Consider the following 18,661-nt stretch of genomic DNA (forward strand, 5'->3'; position numbering starts at 1 on the left):
TCTACGACCGGCGCCGCTCCCGCCCCGCGCCCTCAGCGCCGCGCGTAGGGCGAGAGGACGGTGATCGCGACGACCACCGCGAGGGCGACGAGGGCGAGCCCTCCGTAGCCGATGAGGCTCAGGATGCCGCCCGCGAGCACCGATCCGATCGCCGCCGACAGCGTCATCGCCGTGTCGCTGCGCCCCTGCCTGCGGGGACGCAGTTCGGTCGGCGTCGCCTCGGTCAGCAGCGCCGCGCCGCCCACGGTCGCCGCGCTCCACCCGAGACCGAGCAACAGCAGAGCGATCAGGACCGCGGTGGACGAGTTCGGGGCGACCGCCGCCGTCACGAGGGACGCGGCGAGGATGCCCTGCCCCAGGAGGATCGTCTGCAGACGCCCCCACCGGTCGGCCAGGATGCCGAAGACCGGCGACAGCCCGTACATCCCGAACACATGGAGCGCGATCGTGACGCCGACGATCGTCGTCACGTTGCGGGGGTCGAGGTGGGAGAGGTGCACCGGGGTCATCGCCATGACGGAGGCCATCGTCACGTGCGAGCCCGCCACCGCGAACACGGCGTAGCGGGCGACGACGGGACGGTCCGGCTCGTCGATCTGCGGGTCCCGGGGATCGCGCGACCGCGCGACCTGCTGCGCGACCTTCAGCGGGTCGGGGCGCAGCGCCACCAGGTAGAGCGCCAGGGCGAGGGTCTGCGCGACGATCGAGAACGCGTACGAACCCGTGAGGGGCGGCATTCCGAGCCATCCGCCGACGGCCTCCCCCGGTGTGAGCATGAGCGGACCGACCACGCCCCCGACCGTGGTCGCCCACACGACCGTGCCGAGGTCGCGCCCCCGCCGCCCCTGCCCCGCGAGGTCGGTCGCCGCGAACCGGGACTGCAGATTGCCGGCGTTACCGGCGCCGATGAGGATCACGCCGACCAGGAGCAGGGGGAAGGCGCGGAGCGCCGCGGCCGTGATGACGACCGCGATCCCCACGAGGGCGAGCAGGTTGCCGAGGCTCAGCGCCCGGCGCCGCCCCTGCGCCGCCGCGAGCCGGGCGAGCGGGATCGCGCAGAGCGCGGCGCCGAGGGTGACGGATGCCGTCGCGAACCCCGACAGTGACTCCTGGCCCGACAGGTCGGCAGCCAGGAGCGCCCCCAGCGACACCGTCGCGCCGAACGCGACACCGCCGAGGACCTGCCCCGCCGCGAGGACGGTGACGGTGCGCCGCTGGATGCGCGCGACATCCGTCGTTGTGAGGGAGAGCAGTCCTTCGTCAGGCATTCCGCGCCGTGTTGCGCAGGATGCCGAGGCCCGAGATCTCCACTTCGAGGACGTCGCCGGCGTGGAACTCGCCGATCCCGGCCGGCGTCCCGGTCAGGATGACGTCGCCGGGCAGCAGCGTGAACGCCGCCGAGGCGTAGGCGATGATCTCCGGTACCGAGTGGACCATGTCGGAGATCGGACCGTCCTGACGGACCTCGCCGTTCACGCGCGACACGATGCGCGCTCCCCCGTCGAGGTCGAACTCGGTCTCGATGATCGGTCCGAGCGGGCAGAACGTGTCGAATCCCTTGGCGCGGGACCACTGGCCGTCCGAGCGCTGCAGGTCGCGCGCCGTGATGTCGTTGCCGATCGTGTACCCGAACACGTAGTCGAGCGCCTTGTCGGCGGGGACGTTCTTCGCAACCCGCCCGATGACGACGGCGAGCTCGCCCTCGTAATCGGTGCGCTGCGACTGCGGCGGCCGCACGATCGCGTCGTCGGGGCCGATCACGGACGTGTTGGGCTTGAGGAACAGCAGCGGTTCGGTGGGCGCTTCCCCACCCATCTCGGCGGCGTGATCACGGTAGTTCTTGCCGACGCAGACGATCTTCGAGCGCGGAATCGAGGGCGCGAGGAGCGTGATCTCGGCGAGCGGGATCCGCTCACCCGTCGTCTCGAACCCGGTGAACATCGGGTCGCCGGCGAGCTCGACGACCTCCTTCTCGTCGATGATCCCGTAGCGGATGGCCTCGTTGCGGCTGTAACGGACGATGCGCACGGATCAGCCGTCCAGCCGGGTGAGCCAGCCGTGGACGTCCTCGACACGCCCGTACTGGATATCGGTCAGGTGCCGGCGCAGCTCGAGGGCGAGCGTGCCTGTGGGCTGCGCGTCCTCGAAGCCGGAGGCCTTGAGCGCGCCGATGGGGGTCACCACGGCGGCGGTGCCGCACGCGAAGACCTCGACGATCTCTCCCGAGGCGACACCCTCACGCCACTCGGCGAGGGAGACGGCACGTCGCTCGACGCGGTGCCCGCGGTCCTCGGCGAGTGGGAGGATCGAGTCGCGCGTGATGCCGGCGAGGATCGACTCCGACTCGGGGGTCACGAGGGTGCCGTCCTTCATGACGAAGACGACGTTCATGCCGCCGAGTTCCTCGACGTTGCCGTCCTCGTCGAGGAAGACCACCTGGTCGCAGCCCTTCTCGTACGCCTCGGCCTGCGGCAGGAGGCTCGCGGCGTAGTTGCCGCCCGTCTTGGCCGCGCCGGTGCCGCCCTTGCCGGCGCGGGCATAGTCCTCGCTCAGCCAGATCTTCACGGGGGTCACGCCGCCCTTGAAGTAGGCACCCGCGGGGCTCGCGATCAGGTAGTAGGCGACCTTCTCGGCCGGGCGCACACCGAGGAACGCCTCCTTCGCGAACATGAACGGCCGCAGGTAGAGGCTCTGGTCGGCGCCCGCGGGCACCCAGTCGCCGTCGACGGCGATGAGTTCGCGCAGCGACTGCAGGAAGTAGTCGACGGGGAGCTCGGGGAGCGCCATGCGGCGCGCGGAGCGCTGCAGGCGCCGCGCGTTCTCCTCGGGCCGGAACGTGTGGATCGAGCCGTCCGCGTGACGGTACGCCTTGATGCCCTCGAAGATCTCCTGGCCGTAGTGCAGCACAGCGGCCGCCGGCGAGAGCGAGATCGGCCCGTAGGGCGAGACGCGGGGCCGGTGCCAGCCGCCCTTCGACGACCAGCAGATGTCGACCATGTGGTCGGTGAAGTTCGTGCCGAAGCCGGGGTTCGCGAGGATCTCCTCGCGGGCGGAAGGGGATGCCGCAGCCAGGTTCTTCGTCACCGAGAAGGTGAGGGGGGCTGCGGTCGAGTCGGTGAGGGTCATGTCAGTCCTGTTCCTCGCGCGGCGTCTGCGCGGCGCGCATCCACTCAGATTACGCCCGGAGGCGTGCGGTGATGGCGTCGCCGACCTGCGCGGTCGTGCGGGCGGTGCCGTCCCTGCTCTCGATGTCCTCGCGGGCCGCGCGGGTGACGCGCTCGGCCTCACCCTGCAGTCCGAGGTGGTCGAGCAGCAGGGCGACGGAGAGGATCGCAGCGGTGGGATCGGCGATCTGCTGTCCGGCGATGTCGGGCGCGGAACCGTGCACGGGCTCGAACATCGACGGGAACGCGCCGTCGGGGTTGATGTTCCCCGAAGCGGCGAGACCGATGCCTCCGGTGACGGCGCCGGCCAAGTCGGTCAGGATGTCGCCGAAGAGGTTGTCGGTGACGATCACGTCGAAGCGGCCCGGGTTCGTGACCAGGAAGATCGTCGCCGCGTCGACGTGCAGGTAGTCTACGGCCACGTCCGGGTGCTCCGCGGCCACCTCGTCGACGATCCGCTTCCACATGCCGCCGGCGTGGACGAGCACGTTGGTCTTGTGCACGAGGGTCAGCTTCCGACGGCGCTTCTGCGCCTGCGCGAAGGCGAACCGGACGACCCGCTCGACCCCGAACGCCGTGTTCACGGAGGTCTCGTTCGCGATCTCGTGCAGCGTGCCGGTGCGGATCGAGCCGCCGTTGCCCACGTAGGGGCCTTCGGTGCCCTCGCGCACCACGACGAAGTCGATGTCCCCCGGCTCCGCGAGTGGACCCGAGGCGCCCGGGTACAGGACCGACGGGCGGAGGTTGACGTAGTGGTCCAGCGCGAAACGCAGCCTCAGCAGCAGGCCCCGCTCGATGTTCGCGTCCTTCAGACGGGGGTCCCCCGGCATCCCGCCCACGGCACCGAGGAGGATGGCGTCGTGCGCGGCGATCGCGGCGAGGTCCTCGTCGGTCAGGGTGTCACCCGTCTCGAGGTAGCGGGCGGCGCCCAGGGAGAACCGGGTCTTCTCGAACATCACCTCGGCCCCCTCGGTCACGGCGTCGAGCACCTTCTCGGCCTCTGCGACGACCTCCGGACCGATGCCGTCTCCGGGGATGACGGCCAGCTTCACGACGCGCGACATCGCTCTCCTCGTTCTCGGGGGAACCCGCGCGGTCAGTCCTCGACGCGAGGGGTGCGGGTTCCCTTCAGCGTAGTGGCCGCGATGACGGCCGCGCAGACGACCAGGACGGCTCCGATGATCGAGGTGACGCCCACGCCCGCATCGAAGGCGGATGCCGCGGCCTCGACGACGCGGTCGCCAAGGGCGCCCGGGAGTCCGTCCGCGACGGTGACCGCCCCGCCGAGGGTCTCGCGCGCCGCCGCAGCCGCACCCGCCGGCACAACGTCCGGGAGGACGAGTCCGGCACGGTAGAGGGCGGTGAGGATGCCGCCGAGCACCGCGGTCCCGAGCACGGCACCGAGCTCGTACGCAGTCTCGGACACGGCGCTCGCCGCTCCCGCCTTCGCGGGCGGCGCGGTGGCGAGGATGAGCTCGTTGGACACCGTCTCGGCCGCACCGATGCCGATGCCGAGCAGCGCGAAGGCGCCGATGAGGATGCCGAGGGCCGCGGCATCCGTCGACACCGCGATCACGACGTACGCCGCGACCGACAGGGCGAGGGCGACGGGGACGACCACCCGGGGCGACACCCGGCGGGAGACCGGCACGACGGCGAGACCCGACACGATCATGAGCGCGAGGCCGGGCACGAGGGCGAGGCCCGCCTGCAGCGGGCTCAACCCGACGATCAGCTGCAGATGCTGGGTCACGAAGTAGAGGAAGCCGACGAGGGCGACCACGCTCAGCAGGTTCACGAGGAGCGCGCCGGTGAACGCGCCGCGACGGAACAGGCGCATGTCGAGCATCGGGCTCTCGGAGCGCAGCTGACGGCGCACGAAGACCCACCCGAAGGCCAGCCCGACGAGCACGAGCACCAGCGGGAGCGGCCCCGGACCGTGGACGGCGACCTCCTTGATCGCGTAGACGACCGGCACCATCGTCGCCATGCTGAGGACGATGCTGACGGGGTCGATGCGACCGGGGTGCGGGTCGCGACTCTCGGGCACGAGGAGGGGCGCGAGCACCAGCAGCGGGATGAGGACCGGCACGGCGAGCAGGAACACCGAACCCCACGCGAAGTGCTCGAGGAGCACACCGCCCACGATCGGCCCCAGCGCGGATCCGGCGGAGAACATCGACGCCCACACGGCGATCGCGAGGCGCCGCTGGTCGCGGTCGGTGAAGATGCTCCGCAGCAGCGACATCGTCGACGGCATGAGCATGGCGCCGAACAGGCCCATCGTCGCGCGCGCGGCGATGAGGAGCTCGGCCGAGGGGGCGAAAGCGGCCAGCGCCGAGACGGCGGCGAACCCGGTCGCGCCGATCATCAGCATGCGGCGGCGGCCGAACCGGTCGCCCAGCGATCCCATCGTCACGAGGAGGCCGGCGAGCACGAGCGGGTAGACGTCGATGATCCACAGCTGCTGCGCGCTCGTCGGGGTCAGGTCGCGCGCGATCTCGGGCAGCGCGAAGCTCAGCACCGTGTTGTCGACCGACACCAGGAGCACGGGCAGCATGAGCACGGCCAGCGCCGCCCACCCGCGCCATCCCTGCCTCGTACCCGCCGCGTCGGCCGTTCGGATCTCTTCCGTCAACGTCATCATTAGTACACCGTCCAGCCGGTATAGTAACAGAATCAGGCGCTCACCCGCGAGAGGATCGGAGCATGGGCAGACCACCGAAAGCCAAGGAGAGCGTCCTCGACGCGTTCGAGGCGGCGCTCATCGACGGCGGCGCCCGGGGGGCGACGATGGATGCCGTCGCCGCCGCCGCCGGGGTCTCCAAGGGCGGCCTGCTCTACCACTACGCGTCGAAGGACGCGCTCGAAGCCGCCCTCTTGGAGCGGATGCGGCGCCTCGTCGAGATTGACGTCGAGGACATGCTGCGGGCTCCCGAAGGTGTCATCGCGGCCTTCGTGCGGACGTCGGTGCACACCGGGTCGCCGTTGGATCGCGCGATAATCGCGGCCTCCCGCCTGGCGCAGACCGGCCACGCCGAGGCCTCCGACGCCCTCCGTCGGGTGCGGGAGCTCTGGGAGGAGGCCCTCCGCCCCCATACCCGCGACGAGACCGCGCTGCAGCTCGTGCTGCTCGTCAGCGACGGCCTGTACTTCAACAGCGCGCTCGCGACGGGCGCGCTCCCCGGCCCTCTCCCCCGCGGCGCCGAGCTCGACGCGCTGATCGCCCTCGTCGAGCGCGCCGCGCGCTAGCCGCATCCGCTCCCCCGTCGCAAACCGCCGCCGCGCGCGGCGCGTCGTGACAGGGGAAGAGCGGATGCCGAGACGGGTCAGACCTCGCTGAGCTCGATCTGCCGGAACAGGTCGGCGGCGACGGCGTCGCGCAGCTCGTCGAGCATCGCCTCGGGGATCGGCGAGTCGACCGTCAGCACGGACAGCGCTCGGCCGCTGGCGTCCGGTCGCGCGACCTGCAGGCCGGCGATGTTGATGCCCGCCTCGCCCAGCTTCTGGCCGTAGATCGCGACGATGCCCGGGCGGTCGGCGTAGCGCATGACGACGTGGTACCGGCTGATCGGCACCTCGACCTCGTAGCCGTTGATGCCGACGACCTTGGGCACCATCCGCGTGCCGGCGAGGGTGCCTTCGACCGTGAGGACGGTGCCGTCGGACAGCGTGCCGCGCAAGATCGTGATGTTGCGGTACAGCGGGCTCTCGGATTCCACGATGAGGCGGGTCTCGATGCCGCGCTGCTCCGCGAAGAGCGGCGCGTTCACGTACGAGACGTTCTCGCTCACGATGTTGGTGAAGATGCCCTTGAGCGCGGCCAGGCGGTAGACGCTCACGTCGTAGTCGGCCAGTTCGCCGCGCACCTCGATGTCGAGGCTCGTCAGTGCGCTCGGTGCGAGCCCGGTGAAGATCTGGCCGAGCTGCTCGACGAGCGCGATGCCGGGGCGCACGAAGGGGTCGATGACGCCACCGGCGACGTTGACGGCGTCGGGCACGAGGTCGCCCTCGAGCGCGAGCTTGACGGACTTGGCGACCGAGACGCCGGCCTTCTCCTGAGCCTCCTCCGTCGAGGCCCCGAGGTGCGGGGTCACGACGACGTTCGGGAGCGACAGCAGCGGGAAGGCCGTGCCATCCTGGGCGGGCGGCTCGCTCGTGAAGACGTCGAGTCCGGCGCCGGCGATCTGGCCCGTCGTCAGCGCGGTGAACAGGGCCTCCTCGTCGATGAGGCCGCCGCGGGCGACGTTCACGACATAGGCCGAGTCCTTCATGATCTCGAACTGCGCGGCCCCGATCATGCCCGTCGTCTCGGGGGTCTTGGGCATGTGGATCGTGACGAAGTCGCTCGTCCGCAGCAGCTCGTCGAGGCTGACGAGCTGCACACCCAGCTGCTGGGCACGCGTCGGCGTGACGTAGGGGTCGTAGGCGACCACGGAGACCCCGAAGGCCTGCACGCGGGCCGCGATGAGAGCGCCGATGCGCCCGAGGCCGATGATGCCGACCGTCTTCTCGTACAGCTCGGTGCCCGTGAACGACGAGCGCTTCCAGGCGCCGGCGGCGAGGGAGGAGTGCGCCGCCGGGATGTGACGCGCGAGGCTCAGGATGTGGCCGACGGTGAGCTCGGCGGCGGAGATGATGTTCGACGTCGGGGCGTTGACGACCATCATGCCGGCGCTGGTGGCCGCCTTGATGTCGACGTTGTCGAGGCCGACACCGGCGCGCGCGATGACCTTGAGCGACGGCGCGGCGGCGATCGCCTCGGCATCCATCTTCGTGGCCGAGCGGATGAGGACCGCGTCTGCGTCCGCGAGCGCCGGGAGGAGCGCCGCACGGTCGGCTCCGTCGACGGATCGGACCTCGAAGTCGGGGCCGAGGGCCTCGATCGTGGCGGGAGAGAGTTCTTCGGCGATGAGGACGACAGGCTTGGGCACGGCAGACCTTCGGGTACGCGGGGGTGGATCGCCACGGAGCCGGCCGAGAGGTGACCGACGACGGTACGCGGCACGCCCAGCCTAGCGAAGACCCACGACCGCCCCCGACCGTGTGACACCCGTCACGATCCGACGAGCGAGTTCCCGTTCGTGATCGCGTAGGTGAGGATGTTCAGCCAGAACACGGCGACGAGACCGAGCCCCACGAGGAGGACGACCGCGAGGTGGAGTACCGGGCGTCGCCGCGCGAGGACGACCCCGGCGACGAACACGATGATCGGGAAGACGACGGAGAACAGCAGGATCGCCCACCCGCCGCCGTTGAGGCCCTCGACGCCCGTGGCCTGCGCGAGCAGGAAGGCGACGGCCGTCCAGACCGCGTACGCGTAGAACAGGCCGAAGACACCGGCGACGGCGGCGGGCAGCCAGGACGGACCGCGGCGCACCGCCTGGTTCGAGGTCGTCACGATCAGACTCCGATCACGAAGGGCCACGGCAGGAGCAGGAACACGCCCACGACCAGCCACGCGAACCTCACCCACGCGGCGGACGCGCGGGTGAGCAGCATGACGCCGCCGAACCAGAGGGCGGGGGCCGCGACCGCGACCCACAGCGCCGGCACGACGGCCGCCGGCTCCAGCCAGAACGACGTCGCCGCCGCCAGCCGCGAGCTCCCGAGCAGCCACCCCACGGTGTAGAGCAAGTAGATGCCGCCGAGGAGCCCCAGAGACACGAGGGCGACGTTGCCGAGGGGTGCCGGCTCCGCATCCTCGTCCGCCGTCGTCACCGCCTCCGGCGCGGGGGCGACGTCGTCGCCGGGAGTGGTCTCACTCCCCTTCCCGACGGCACGCCAGCCGTCGGGGAGCGCAGCGCCGGTGCGCTCGGGACGCGTCGGCGAATCGTCGCCCTCCCAGCGGAAGGCGTCCTCGTCGTCGTGAGGGTCGGAAGCCACGCTCCGAGTCTACCGACGCCGAAGGCCCGACCCCTTGTAAGGGTCGGGCCTCCGTGGCTCACGAAAAGCCGGTCCCGGCGGATGCGCCGAGGGCTGGATGCCGAAGGTCAGCGCGCGGCGGAGCCTTCGGTGTAGTCGGCGTCCTGCTGCTTCCACGCGAACAGGGCGCGCAGGTCCTTGCCGACCGCCTCGATCGGGTGGGCTGCGGCCTTGGAGCGGAGATCCTGGAACTCGACGGCGCCGTTGTCCTGGTCGTCGATGAAACGCTTCGCGAACGCGCCGGACTGGATGTCGGCGAGGACGGCGGCCATGTTCTCCTTGACGCGCGGGTCGATGACGCGCGGGCCCGACACGTAGTCGCCGTACTCGGCCGTGTCGGAGACCGACCAGCGCTGCTTGGCGATGCCGCCCTCCCACATGAGGTCGACGATGAGCTTCAGCTCGTGGAGCACCTCGAAGTAGGCGATCTCGGGCTGGTATCCCGCCTCGGACAGCGTCTCGAAGCCGTACTGGACGAGCTGCGACACACCACCGCAGAGGACGGCCTGCTCACCGAACAGGTCGGTCTCGGTCTCTTCGGTGAAGGTGGTCTTGATGACCCCGGCGCGGGTGCCGCCGATCGCCTTCGCGTACGAGAGGGCGACGTCCCAGGCCTGGCCGGAGGCGTCCTTCTCGACGGCGATGATGTCGGGGATGCCGCGTCCCGCGACGAACTCGCGGCGCACCGTGTGGCCGGGGGCCTTCGGGGCGACGAGGATGACGTCGACGTCGTCGGGGACCTCGATGTAGCCGAAGCGCACGTTGAAGCCGTGGGCGAAGGCGAGGGTCTTGCCGGCGGCGAGGTGCGGCTTGATCTCGTCATTGAAGATCCCGCGCTGGTGCTGGTCGGGCGCGAGGATCATGATGAGGTCGGCCCACTCGGCGGCATCCGCCACGGACTTGACCTCGAAGCCGTCCTCCGACGCCTTCGGCGCGGACTTCGAGCCCTCCTTGAGGGCGATGACGACCTCGACGCCGGAGTCGCGGAGGTTCTGGGCGTGGGCGTGGCCCTGCGAGCCGTACCCGACGATGGCGACCTTCTTGCCCTGGATGAGCGAGATGTCGGCGTCGGCGTCGTAGAGGATCTCAGCCATGTTCGTGTGTGTCTCCTTGTAGATGTCGGTAGAGAAGTTGTGGGGTCAGCCGCGCAGGACGCGCTCGGTGATGCTCTTGCCGCCGCGGCCGATGGCGACCATGCCGGACTGGGCGAGCTCCTTGATGCCGAAGGGCTCGAGGGCCTTGAGGAAGGCGTCGACCTTGCCGCGGTCGCCCGTCACCTCGACGACGAGCGCGTCGGTGGCGTAGTCGACGACCGAGGCGCGGAACAGGTTGACGACCTCGATCACGTTCGAGCGCGTCTGGTTGTCGGCGCGGACCTTCACGAGCATGTGCTCGCGCTGGACGGAGGTCGCGTAGTCGAGCTCGACGATCTTGATGACGTTGACGAGCTTGTTCAGCTGCTTCGTCACCTGCTCGAGCGGCAGCTCCTCGACGTCGACGACGACCGTGATGCGCGAGAGTCCGGGCACCTCGGTCACCCCCACGGCGAGGGAGTCGATGTTGAAGCCGCGGCGCGCGAAGAGGCCGGCGACGCGGGTGAGGAGACCGGGCTTGTCCTCGACGAGGAGGCTCAGGACGTGCTTGCTCATCGTCACTCCCCCTGCTCGAAGGCCGGCGCGTGCTCGCGTGCGTACTGGATGTAGCTGTTGCTGACACCCTGGGGCACCATCGGCCACACCATCGCGTCGGCGCTCACGACGAAGTCGATCACGACCGGGCGGTCGTTGGTCTCGAGGGCGGTGCGGATCGCGGCATCCACGTCCTCCTCCTTCTCGACGCGGATCGCGAGGCAGCCGTACGCCTCGGCGAGCTTGACGAAGTCCGGGATGCGGATGGTGTCGTGACCCGTGTTGAGGTCGGTGTTCGAGTGACGGCCGTCGTAGAAGAGCGTCTGCCACTGCCGCACCATGCCGAGCGAGGAGTTGTTGATGATCGCGACCTTGATCGGGATGTCGTTGATCGCGCAGGTGGCGAGTTCCTGATTGGTCATCTGGAAGCAGCCATCGCCGTCGATCGCCCACACCGTGCGGTCGGGCTGGGCGACCTTCGCGCCCATGGCCGCGGGCACGGCGTAGCCCATCGTGCCGGCGCCGCCGGAGTTGAGCCACGCGTTCGGGCGCTCGTAACCGATGTACTGCGCGGCCCACATCTGGTGCTGGCCGACGCCGGCGGCGAACACGCCTTCGGGGCCGGTGAGCTCGCCGATGCGCTGGATGACGTGCTGCGGCGAGAGGAGGCCGTCGCTCGTCGGTGCGGCTCCCAGCGGGAACTCCGTGCGGAGGCCGTCGAGGTAGGACCACCACTCCGAGATGTCGGGCTTCGCGACACCGGCGAAGGCCGCGTCGAGATCGACGAGCACGTCCTTCAGGTCGCCCACGATGGGGACGTCGGCGGAGCGGATCTTGGAGATCTCGGCGGGGTCGATGTCGACGTGCACGACCTTCGCGTGCGGGGCGAACAGGGCCGCCTTGCCGGTCACGCGGTCGTCGAACCGGGCACCGAGGGCGACGATCAGGTCGGACTCCTGCAGCGCGAGCACAGCGGGCACCGTGCCGTGCATGCCGGGCATGCCCAACTGCTGCGGGTGCGAGTCGGGGAACGCGCCGCGCGCCATGAGCGTCGTGACCACGGGGGCGCCGGTCGCCTCGGCGAAGCGACGGAGCTCACCGGCGGCTCCCGCGCGGACCACACCGCCGCCCACGTAGAGGACGGGCTTCTTGGCCTCGGAGATCAGCTGCGCCGCGGCCTGGATCTGCTTGCCGTGCGCCTTGGTGACGGGCCGGTAGCCGGGCAGGTCGATCTTCGGCGGCCACACGAACGGCGCCTTGGCCTGCTGCGCATCCTTCGTGATGTCCACGAGCACGGGTCCGGGGCGGCCCGTCGAGGCGATCTCGAAGGCCGCGGCGATGGCGCCCGGGATCTCGGCGGGGTCCTTCACGAGGAACGAGTGCTTGGTGATCGGCATCGTGATGCCCACGATGTCGGCCTCCTGGAAGGCATCCGTCCCCATCAGGGTCGAGTACACCTGGCCCGTGATGCAGACGATGGGCATCGAGTCCATGTAGGCGTCGGCGATCGCCGTCACGAGGTTGGTGGCGCCGGGGCCGGACGTCGCGATGGCGACGCCGACGCGACCGGATGCCGCGGCGTACCCCTCGGCGGCGTGACCGGCACCCTGCTCGTGGCGCACGAGGATGTGGCGCAGGTCGGTCGAGTCCATCAGCGGGTCGTAGACCTCGATGATGGCGCCGCCCGGGAGCCCGAAGACGTCGGTGACGCCCAGGAGCTCGAGCGAGCGGACGACGGCCTGCGCTCCGGTGAGCACGGGCGTGGACGGGCCTCCGGCCGGGGGCCGAGGCACAGCGGCGACGGTGTCAGAAGACATGAGTGATACCTCTGCGGTGATGGATGACGGAGTGTGTGGGGCCTAGCCCGTCGTCGCGCCCTCCGCGGCGGAGCGCACGAGCTTCGAGTACTTGGCCAGCACGCCACGGGTATAGCGCGGGGGAAGGGGCTCCCAGCCGTCGCGGCGGGAGTTCAGCTCAGCCTCATCGACGAGTAGGTCGAGAGAGCGAGCCGCGATATCGACCCGTATCAGATCACCATCGCGCACGAAGGCGATGGGACCAGCGTCCACCGCTTCGGGTGCTATGTGGCCGATGCACAGGCCGGTTGTGCCGCCTGAGAATCGTCCGTCCGTCAAGAGTAGTACATCTTTTCCGAGGCCTGCGCCCTTGATGGCGGCCGTCACGGCGAGCATCTCGCGCATGCCGGGGCCGCCCTTCGGGCCCTCGTAACGGATGACGACGACGTCGCCGGCGGCGATGCGACCCTCCTCGAGCGCGTCCATCGCGGCGCGCTCGCGCTCGAAGACGCGTGCGGGGCCTTCGAACACGGCGGCGTCGAAGCCGGCCGTCTTCACGACGGCACCCTCGGGCGCCATGGAGCCGTGCAGGATCGTGATGCCGCCGGTCGCGTGGATCGGGTCGTCGAAGGTGTGGATGACGGTGCCGTCGATCGGGTCCGGGTCGAGCTCGCGGAGGTTCTCGGCGAGCGTCTTGCCGGTCACGGTGAGCGCGTCGCCGTGGAGGAGCCCCTCGTCGAGCATCGCCTTCATGATGACGGGGATGCCGCCGTGCCGATCGACGTCGTTCATGACGTACTTCCCGAACGGCTTCATGTCGGCCACGTGCGGCACTTTGTCGCCGATGCGGTTGAAGTCGTGCAGCGTGAGGTCGACGTCGGCCTCGCGGGCGATGGCCAGGAGGTGGAGGACGACGTTCGTCGAGCCACCGAGCGCCATCGCGAGGGCGATCGCGTTCTCGAAGGACTCCTTCGTGAGGATGTCGCGCGTCGTGATCCCCTGACGGAGGAGGTTCACGACGGCCTCGCCGGAGCGGTGCGCGAAGTAGTCCCGGCGGCGGTCGGCGGACGGCGGCGCGGCGGAACCGGGGAGGCTCAGACCGAGCGCCTCGGCGACGGAAGCCATCGTGTTGGCGGTGTACATGCCGCCGCAGGCGCCTTCGCCCGGGGCGATCGCGCACTCGATGCGCTTGAGGTCGGCCTCGCTCATCTTGCCGGCCAGGCACGCGCCGACCGCTTCGAACGAGTCGATGATCGTGACGTCCTTCTCGGTGCCGTCGCTGAGCTTCACCCAGCCGGGGGCGATCGACCCGGCGTAGAGGAAGACGCTCGAGAGGTCGAGCCGGGCGGACGCCATGAGCATGCCGGGGATCGACTTGTCGCAGCCGGCGAGCAGGACCGACCCGTCGAGACGCTCGGCCATCATGACCGTCTCGACGGAGTCGGCGATGACCTCGCGGCTCACGAGGGAGAAGTGCATCCCTTCGTGACCCATCGAGATGCCGTCCGAGACCGAGATCGTGCCGAACTGGAGCGGGTAGCCGCCGCCGGCGTGCACACCCTCCTTGGCCCCCTGCGCCAGCCGATCGAGGCTGAGGTTGCAGGGCGTGATCTCGTTCCAGCTGGATGCGATGCCGATCTGGGGCTTGTCCCAGTCCTCGTCGCCCATGCCCACGGCGCGGAGCATGCCGCGTGACGTGGTGGCTTCGATGCCGTCGGTCACCGCGCGGCTGCGGGGCTTGATGTCGATCGTCTCGTCGGGTGAAGGCATTCTCGAAGTCTATTGCCGAGCGGCGACCCGCTCGCGTGCGAGAGTCGACAGCAAACCGGCCAGTTCTTCGATGTCGCGCACACGCACGGATGCCGCAGTCTCCCCCGCGCCGACGCGGATCCCGAGGTCCTGCGGCTCGAGCGACCGGAGGGCGTCCTCATCCGTCACGTCGTCTCCGGCGAACACGACCGCCGTGGCCCCGACGACCTCGCGCAGGTGGGCGACGGCCGCATCCTTCCCCGCATCGGTGAAGGCGTACTCGACGATGTCGTGGCCCTGGCGCCGGCGCCAGTGCGGCGCGGCGTCCGCCATCATCGCGTCGACGCCCGAGCGCAGCGCGGCGGCCTCGTCGGCGTCGGCGACGGTGCGCAGGTGCACCCCGAACCCGAACGCCTTCGGCTCGATCCAGGCGCCGGAGACGCCGCTTGCGAGACGCTCCGCGTCAGCGCGCAGGCGATCGCGCAGCGCGATGTCCGCGGCGTCGACGTCGCCCCCGGACGGCGAACCGGGAATCCAGTACTCGGCCCCGTGCGAGCCGGCGAGCAGGATCGGCGAGTCGTCCTCGTGCTCGGCGATGACCCGCAGGTCGGCGAGGGTCCGGCCGGAGACGAACGCCACGAACGTATCGGGCGTCGTCAGGAGGGCGTCGACGGCCCCGCGCGCGGCAGGGGTCATCCGCGCCGTCATCGGTTCGTCGACCAGCGGGGACACGGTGCCGTCGAAGTCGAGGGCGACGAGCAGGCGCTCGGCCGCGGCGACCGCGGTGACACCGGTCACGCCCGCTCCTCGCGCGACTGGCCGAGGTCCGCCAGGAAGCGCTGCGACCACTTCGCGACGTCGTTCTCCCGCACCCGACGCCGCAGCGCCCGCATCCGCCGCTCGCGCTCGCGCTCGGGCATCTCGATCGCCTGCATGATCGCGTCCTTCAATCCGGAGATGTCGTGCGGGTTGACCTTGATCGCCTGGGTCAGCTCGTCCGCGGCCCCGGTGAACTCGCTCAGCACGAGGGCACCGCCGCCGTCGACGCGGCTGGCGACGTATTCCTTCGCGACGAGGTTCATGCCGTCGCGGAGGGCCGTCACGAGCATGACGTCCGCCGCGAGGAAGAGGGCGACCATCTCCTCGCGCGGATAGGAATTGTGGAGGTACTGGATCGCGGTGTAGCCGAGCTCGTCGGCGTCGCCGTTGATGCGACCGACGGTGAGCTCGATCTCGTCGCGTAGCTCCATGTAGGTCTGCACGCGTTCGCGGCTGGGGCTCGCGACCTGCACGAGGGTCACGTCGTGCACGGAGAGGCGGCCGTCGGCGAGCAGTTCGCCGTAAGCCTTCAGGCGGTGGCGGATGCCCTTCGTGTAGTCGAGCCGGTCGACCCCGAGGAGGATGACCTTCGGATTGCCGAGGCTCGAGCGGATCTCGGCGGCGCGCGCCTGGATGTCCGGCCGATTCGCGAGCTCCTCGTACTCGGCGGCGTCGATCGAGATGGGATACGCCCGCGCCACGGCCTTGCGCACTCCCCCGTCGGCGGTGGGCACCGAGATCGCACCGGCCTTGGTGTCGAACCCCAGCTGCCGACGCACGGCACGGGCGAAGTTGCCGGCATCAGCCACCCGCTGGAACCCGATGACGTCGGCGCCGAGGAGGCCCTCGAGGACCTGCCGGCGCCACGGCAGCTGGGCGTACAGGCCGTATGCGGGGAACGGAATGTGGTGGAAATACCCGATCGTGAGATCAGGTCGGAGTTCGCGGAGCATCTTCGGGACGAGCTGCAACTGATAGTCGTGGACCCATACCGTCGCGCCGTCGGCGGCATGCGCGGAAGCAGCCTCCGCGAACCTGCGATTCACCTTGACGTAGGCGTCCCACCACGCGCGGTGGTAGGTCGGGGCTGCGATCACGTCGTGGTACAGCGGCCAGATGGTGTCGTTCGAGAAGCCCTCGTAGTACAACTGCACATCGTCCGCGGTGAGGGTGACGGGCACGAGCTGGAGCCCGTCGAACTCGAACGGATCGAGCTCCACGCCGGGCTGTCCCGGCCACCCGATCCAGGCACCGTTGTTGCGGCGCATCACCGGATCGACCGCGGTGACCAGTCCGCCCGGGGACCGCCGCCACGGCTCGTTCTCGTCATCCGTCCGATCTACCGGAAGGCGGTTGGACACGACGACGAAGTCTGAAGCCACGGTCACGGAGTTCCTCTCGACGGATGACTTCAGGCTAACAACCGCCGCGACGGGGACTCACCCGACTACCGTGGGTGGTATGCGCAAATACCTCTTCGGCACCGGGCTCCTGTCGGCACTCACCGGAGGCGTCACCCTGCTGCGCTCTGCACGGAGCGAGGAGAAGTTCACCTGGCGCACCGCTCTGGCGTGGCTCAGCTGGGGTATCACGATGGCCCTCGCCGTCGGGTCTGTCGTCGACACGCGCCGCGCATCCCGCGGGAAGCTCATCCCGCTCGACTCGCCGCGCGCCGACGACAAGAAGAAGCTCTTGAAGAAGCGCGTGTCGCGCCGGCGCTGACGCCGAGGACGCTCACGGCGTGGGCCTCACCGGGTGAGGATCAGCGCTTCGCCCTGACCGCCGCCGCCGCACAGCGCCACACCGGCCGACCCGCCCCCGCGGCGGGCCAGCTCGTGCACGGCGTGCACGACCAACCGCGCGCCGGACGCGCCGATCGGGTGTCCGATCGCGATCCCGCCGCCGTGGACGTTGACGACCGCATCATCGACGCCGAGCTCGCCTCGGGACTGGGCGACGACGGCGCCGAAGGCCTCGTTGATCTCGATGAGGTCGAGGTCGGCGGCGGCCATACCCTGCCGCCCCAGCGCCTGCGCCAGTGCCCGCGCCGGTTGCGAGTGGAGCGAGTTGTCGGGGCCGGCGACCTGACCGGCCGAGCCGATCACCGCGAGGACGGTCCACCCCTCGGCATCCGCCCGGGAGCGGGTCGTCACCACGACCGCCGCGGCACCGTCGGAGATCGGCGACGCGTTGCCGGCCGTGATGTCGCCGTCGGGCGAGAACGCGGGGCGCAGGCGCGCGAGGGTCTCGACGGTCGTCTCGGGGCGGATGCCCTCGTCCCGCGTGAGCCGGAGCGGATCGCCCTTGCGCTGCGGCACCTCGACCTCGACGATCTCCGCGTCGAAGACGCCCGCCTCCACCGCAGCGGCCGCCCGCTGGTGAGACAACGCGGCGACGTGGTCCTGGTCCGCGCGGGAGAGTCCGAGCCCGGGGTTGCGGCGCTCCGTCGACAACCCCATCGACACGCCGTCGTAGGCGTCAGTGAGCCCGTCGACGGCCATGTGGTCGAGGACCTCGACGGAGCCGTACGTCCAGCCGTCGCGAGACCCCATCAGCAGGTGAGGGGCGCGCGTCATCGATTCCATCCCGCCGGCGACGACCACCGAGGCATCGCCCACGGCGATCATCCGCTTCGCGTCGATGATCGCCGTCAGCCCCGACAGACACACCTTGTTGACCGACGTGGCGGGGACGTCCCAGCCGAGCCCGGCGCCGACCGCGGCCTGACGTGCGGGATTCTGCCCCGAACCGGCGGCGAGCACCTGCCCCAGGATGACCGCGTCGACGGATGCCGGGGCGACGCCGCCGCGCTCGAGGGCGCCGCGGATCGCAAAGGCGCCCAGTTGCGGTGCGGTGAACGGGGCGAGCTGCCCCTTCAACCGGCCCTGCGGGGTCCGCGCCGCCGCCACGATCACGATGTCTTCGGTCATGCTCCCACCTTCACATCCTGCGCGACCACGAGCTCGGGCTCGGTCGCATCCTTCACGTCCTGCACGGTGACCCCCGGAGCGGTCTCGACCAGCACCAGCCCCTTGGACGTCACGTCGATGACGGCGAGATCGGTGATGATCCGGTCGACGACCCCGCGACCGGTGAGCGGCAGCGAGCAATCCGTCACGATCTTCGGCGACCCGTCGCGGGCCGTGTGCTCCATGAGCACGATCACCTTCGCGGCGCCGTGGACGAGGTCCATCGCACCGCCCGGACCCTTCACCATCTTCCCCGGGATCATCCAGTTCGCGAGGTCGCCCCGGGCCGACACCTGCATCGCGCCGAGGATCGCAGCGTCGATCTTGCCGCCGCGGATCATCCCGAAGCTGAGCGCGGAGTCGAAGAAAGCCGCCCCCGGAAGGGTGGTCACCGTCTCCTTGCCCGCGTTGATGAGGTCGGGGTCCACCTGGTCCTCCCCCGGGTACGGGCCGACGCCGAGGATGCCGTTCTCCGACTGGAGCACGACGGTCACGCCCTCGGGGATGTGGTTGGGGACCAGCGTCGGGAGCCCGATCCCCAGATTCACGTAGGCGCCGTCCGGCAGCTCGGACGCCGCACGCGCCGCCATCTGCGTCCGTGTCAACGCCAT

18 protein-coding genes are annotated in these 18,661 nt (G+C 70.3%); 2 read left to right on the top strand and 16 right to left on the bottom strand.

Annotated features, from left to right (window positions below):
• Positions 1-32: 32 nt before the first annotated feature.
• The 5 genes from Q9S36_RS02795 to Q9S36_RS02815 are packed head-to-tail and all read right to left on the bottom strand — an operon-like array spanning position 33 to position 5,811.
• Positions 33-1,268: an MFS transporter gene (locus tag Q9S36_RS02795; RefSeq protein ID WP_311283841.1), complete on the bottom strand. Its 1,236-nt coding sequence runs from the start codon at positions 1,266-1,268 to the stop codon at positions 33-35.
• Positions 1,261-2,028, bottom strand: a complete 768-nt coding sequence (locus tag Q9S36_RS02800; protein WP_064001919.1) for a fumarylacetoacetate hydrolase family protein — start codon at positions 2,026-2,028, stop codon at positions 1,261-1,263. Before Q9S36_RS02800 ends, Q9S36_RS02795 begins: the two co-directional genes overlap by 8 nt.
• Positions 2,029-2,031: 3 nt before the next feature.
• The gene (locus Q9S36_RS02805; RefSeq protein ID WP_311283842.1) at positions 2,032-3,126 is read right to left on the bottom strand and encodes a branched-chain amino acid aminotransferase; all 1,095 of its coding nucleotides are present in this window, start codon (positions 3,124-3,126) and stop codon (positions 2,032-2,034) included.
• Between the two features lie 49 nt (positions 3,127-3,175).
• Complete coding sequence (locus tag Q9S36_RS02810) at positions 3,176-4,228, bottom strand: 3-isopropylmalate dehydrogenase (RefSeq protein WP_311283843.1); 1,053 nt, start codon at positions 4,226-4,228, stop codon at positions 3,176-3,178.
• A gap of 32 nt (positions 4,229-4,260) precedes the next feature.
• On the bottom strand, positions 4,261-5,811 hold the full coding sequence (locus Q9S36_RS02815) for an MFS transporter (protein ID WP_396653715.1): 1,551 nt from the start codon (positions 5,809-5,811) through the stop codon (positions 4,261-4,263).
• A gap of 62 nt (positions 5,812-5,873) precedes the next feature.
• Here Q9S36_RS02815 and Q9S36_RS02820 point away from each other — a divergent pair, with 62 nt between their 5' ends.
• Complete coding sequence (locus Q9S36_RS02820) at positions 5,874-6,416, top strand: TetR family transcriptional regulator (protein ID WP_311283845.1); 543 nt, start codon at positions 5,874-5,876, stop codon at positions 6,414-6,416.
• A 77-nt stretch (positions 6,417-6,493) separates the two neighbouring features.
• On the opposite strand, the gene serA is transcribed toward Q9S36_RS02820, so the two are convergent.
• From serA to Q9S36_RS02865, 9 genes are all read right to left on the bottom strand, one after another.
• The gene (serA, locus tag Q9S36_RS02825) at positions 6,494-8,098 is read right to left on the bottom strand and encodes a phosphoglycerate dehydrogenase (RefSeq protein WP_311283846.1); all 1,605 of its coding nucleotides are present in this window, start codon (positions 8,096-8,098) and stop codon (positions 6,494-6,496) included.
• A gap of 122 nt (positions 8,099-8,220) precedes the next feature.
• A complete protein-coding gene (locus Q9S36_RS02830) occupies positions 8,221-8,565 on the bottom strand; it encodes a hypothetical protein (RefSeq protein ID WP_311283847.1) in 345 nt (114 codons plus the stop codon).
• A gap of 2 nt (positions 8,566-8,567) precedes the next feature.
• On the bottom strand, positions 8,568-9,050 hold the full coding sequence (locus tag Q9S36_RS02835; RefSeq protein ID WP_311283848.1) for a DNA polymerase III subunit gamma/tau: 483 nt from the start codon (positions 9,048-9,050) through the stop codon (positions 8,568-8,570).
• A gap of 107 nt (positions 9,051-9,157) precedes the next feature.
• Entirely contained in the window at positions 9,158-10,183 is a 1,026-nt protein-coding gene (ilvC, locus tag Q9S36_RS02840; RefSeq protein ID WP_311283849.1) for a ketol-acid reductoisomerase, read from the bottom strand.
• 45 nt (positions 10,184-10,228) lie between these two features.
• Positions 10,229-10,738: an acetolactate synthase small subunit gene (gene ilvN, locus Q9S36_RS02845; RefSeq protein ID WP_217530089.1), complete on the bottom strand. Its 510-nt coding sequence runs from the start codon at positions 10,736-10,738 to the stop codon at positions 10,229-10,231.
• Between the two features lie 2 nt (positions 10,739-10,740).
• Positions 10,741-12,534 (bottom strand): acetolactate synthase large subunit, encoded by a 1,794-nt coding sequence (locus tag Q9S36_RS02850; protein ID WP_064001910.1) that lies wholly within the window; start codon positions 12,532-12,534, stop codon positions 10,741-10,743.
• A gap of 42 nt (positions 12,535-12,576) precedes the next feature.
• Entirely contained in the window at positions 12,577-14,283 is a 1,707-nt protein-coding gene (ilvD, locus tag Q9S36_RS02855; protein ID WP_253034235.1) for a dihydroxy-acid dehydratase, read from the bottom strand.
• Positions 14,284-14,292: 9 nt separating this feature from the next.
• Positions 14,293-15,060 (bottom strand): trehalose-phosphatase, encoded by a 768-nt coding sequence (otsB, locus tag Q9S36_RS02860; protein ID WP_311283850.1) that lies wholly within the window; start codon positions 15,058-15,060, stop codon positions 14,293-14,295.
• Positions 15,057-16,469 (bottom strand): trehalose-6-phosphate synthase, encoded by a 1,413-nt coding sequence (locus tag Q9S36_RS02865; protein WP_311283851.1) that lies wholly within the window; start codon positions 16,467-16,469, stop codon positions 15,057-15,059. The genes otsB and Q9S36_RS02865 overlap by 4 nt, the downstream gene beginning before the upstream one ends.
• 73 nt (positions 16,470-16,542) lie before the next feature.
• Here Q9S36_RS02865 and Q9S36_RS02870 point away from each other — a divergent pair, with 73 nt between their 5' ends.
• Positions 16,543-16,803: a hypothetical protein gene (locus tag Q9S36_RS02870; protein ID WP_064001906.1), complete on the top strand. Its 261-nt coding sequence runs from the start codon at positions 16,543-16,545 to the stop codon at positions 16,801-16,803.
• 26 nt (positions 16,804-16,829) lie between these two features.
• Here Q9S36_RS02870 and Q9S36_RS02875 read toward each other — a convergent pair whose 3' ends face one another.
• Positions 16,830-18,011, bottom strand: coding sequence for an acetyl-CoA C-acetyltransferase (locus Q9S36_RS02875; RefSeq protein WP_311283852.1), 1,182 nt, complete (start codon positions 18,009-18,011; stop codon positions 16,830-16,832).
• The gene (locus Q9S36_RS02880) at positions 18,008-18,661 is read right to left on the bottom strand and encodes a CoA transferase subunit B (RefSeq protein WP_311283853.1); all 654 of its coding nucleotides are present in this window, start codon (positions 18,659-18,661) and stop codon (positions 18,008-18,010) included. The genes Q9S36_RS02875 and Q9S36_RS02880 overlap by 4 nt, the downstream gene beginning before the upstream one ends.

This window comes from Microbacterium sp. ARD31, from assembly GCF_031844425.1.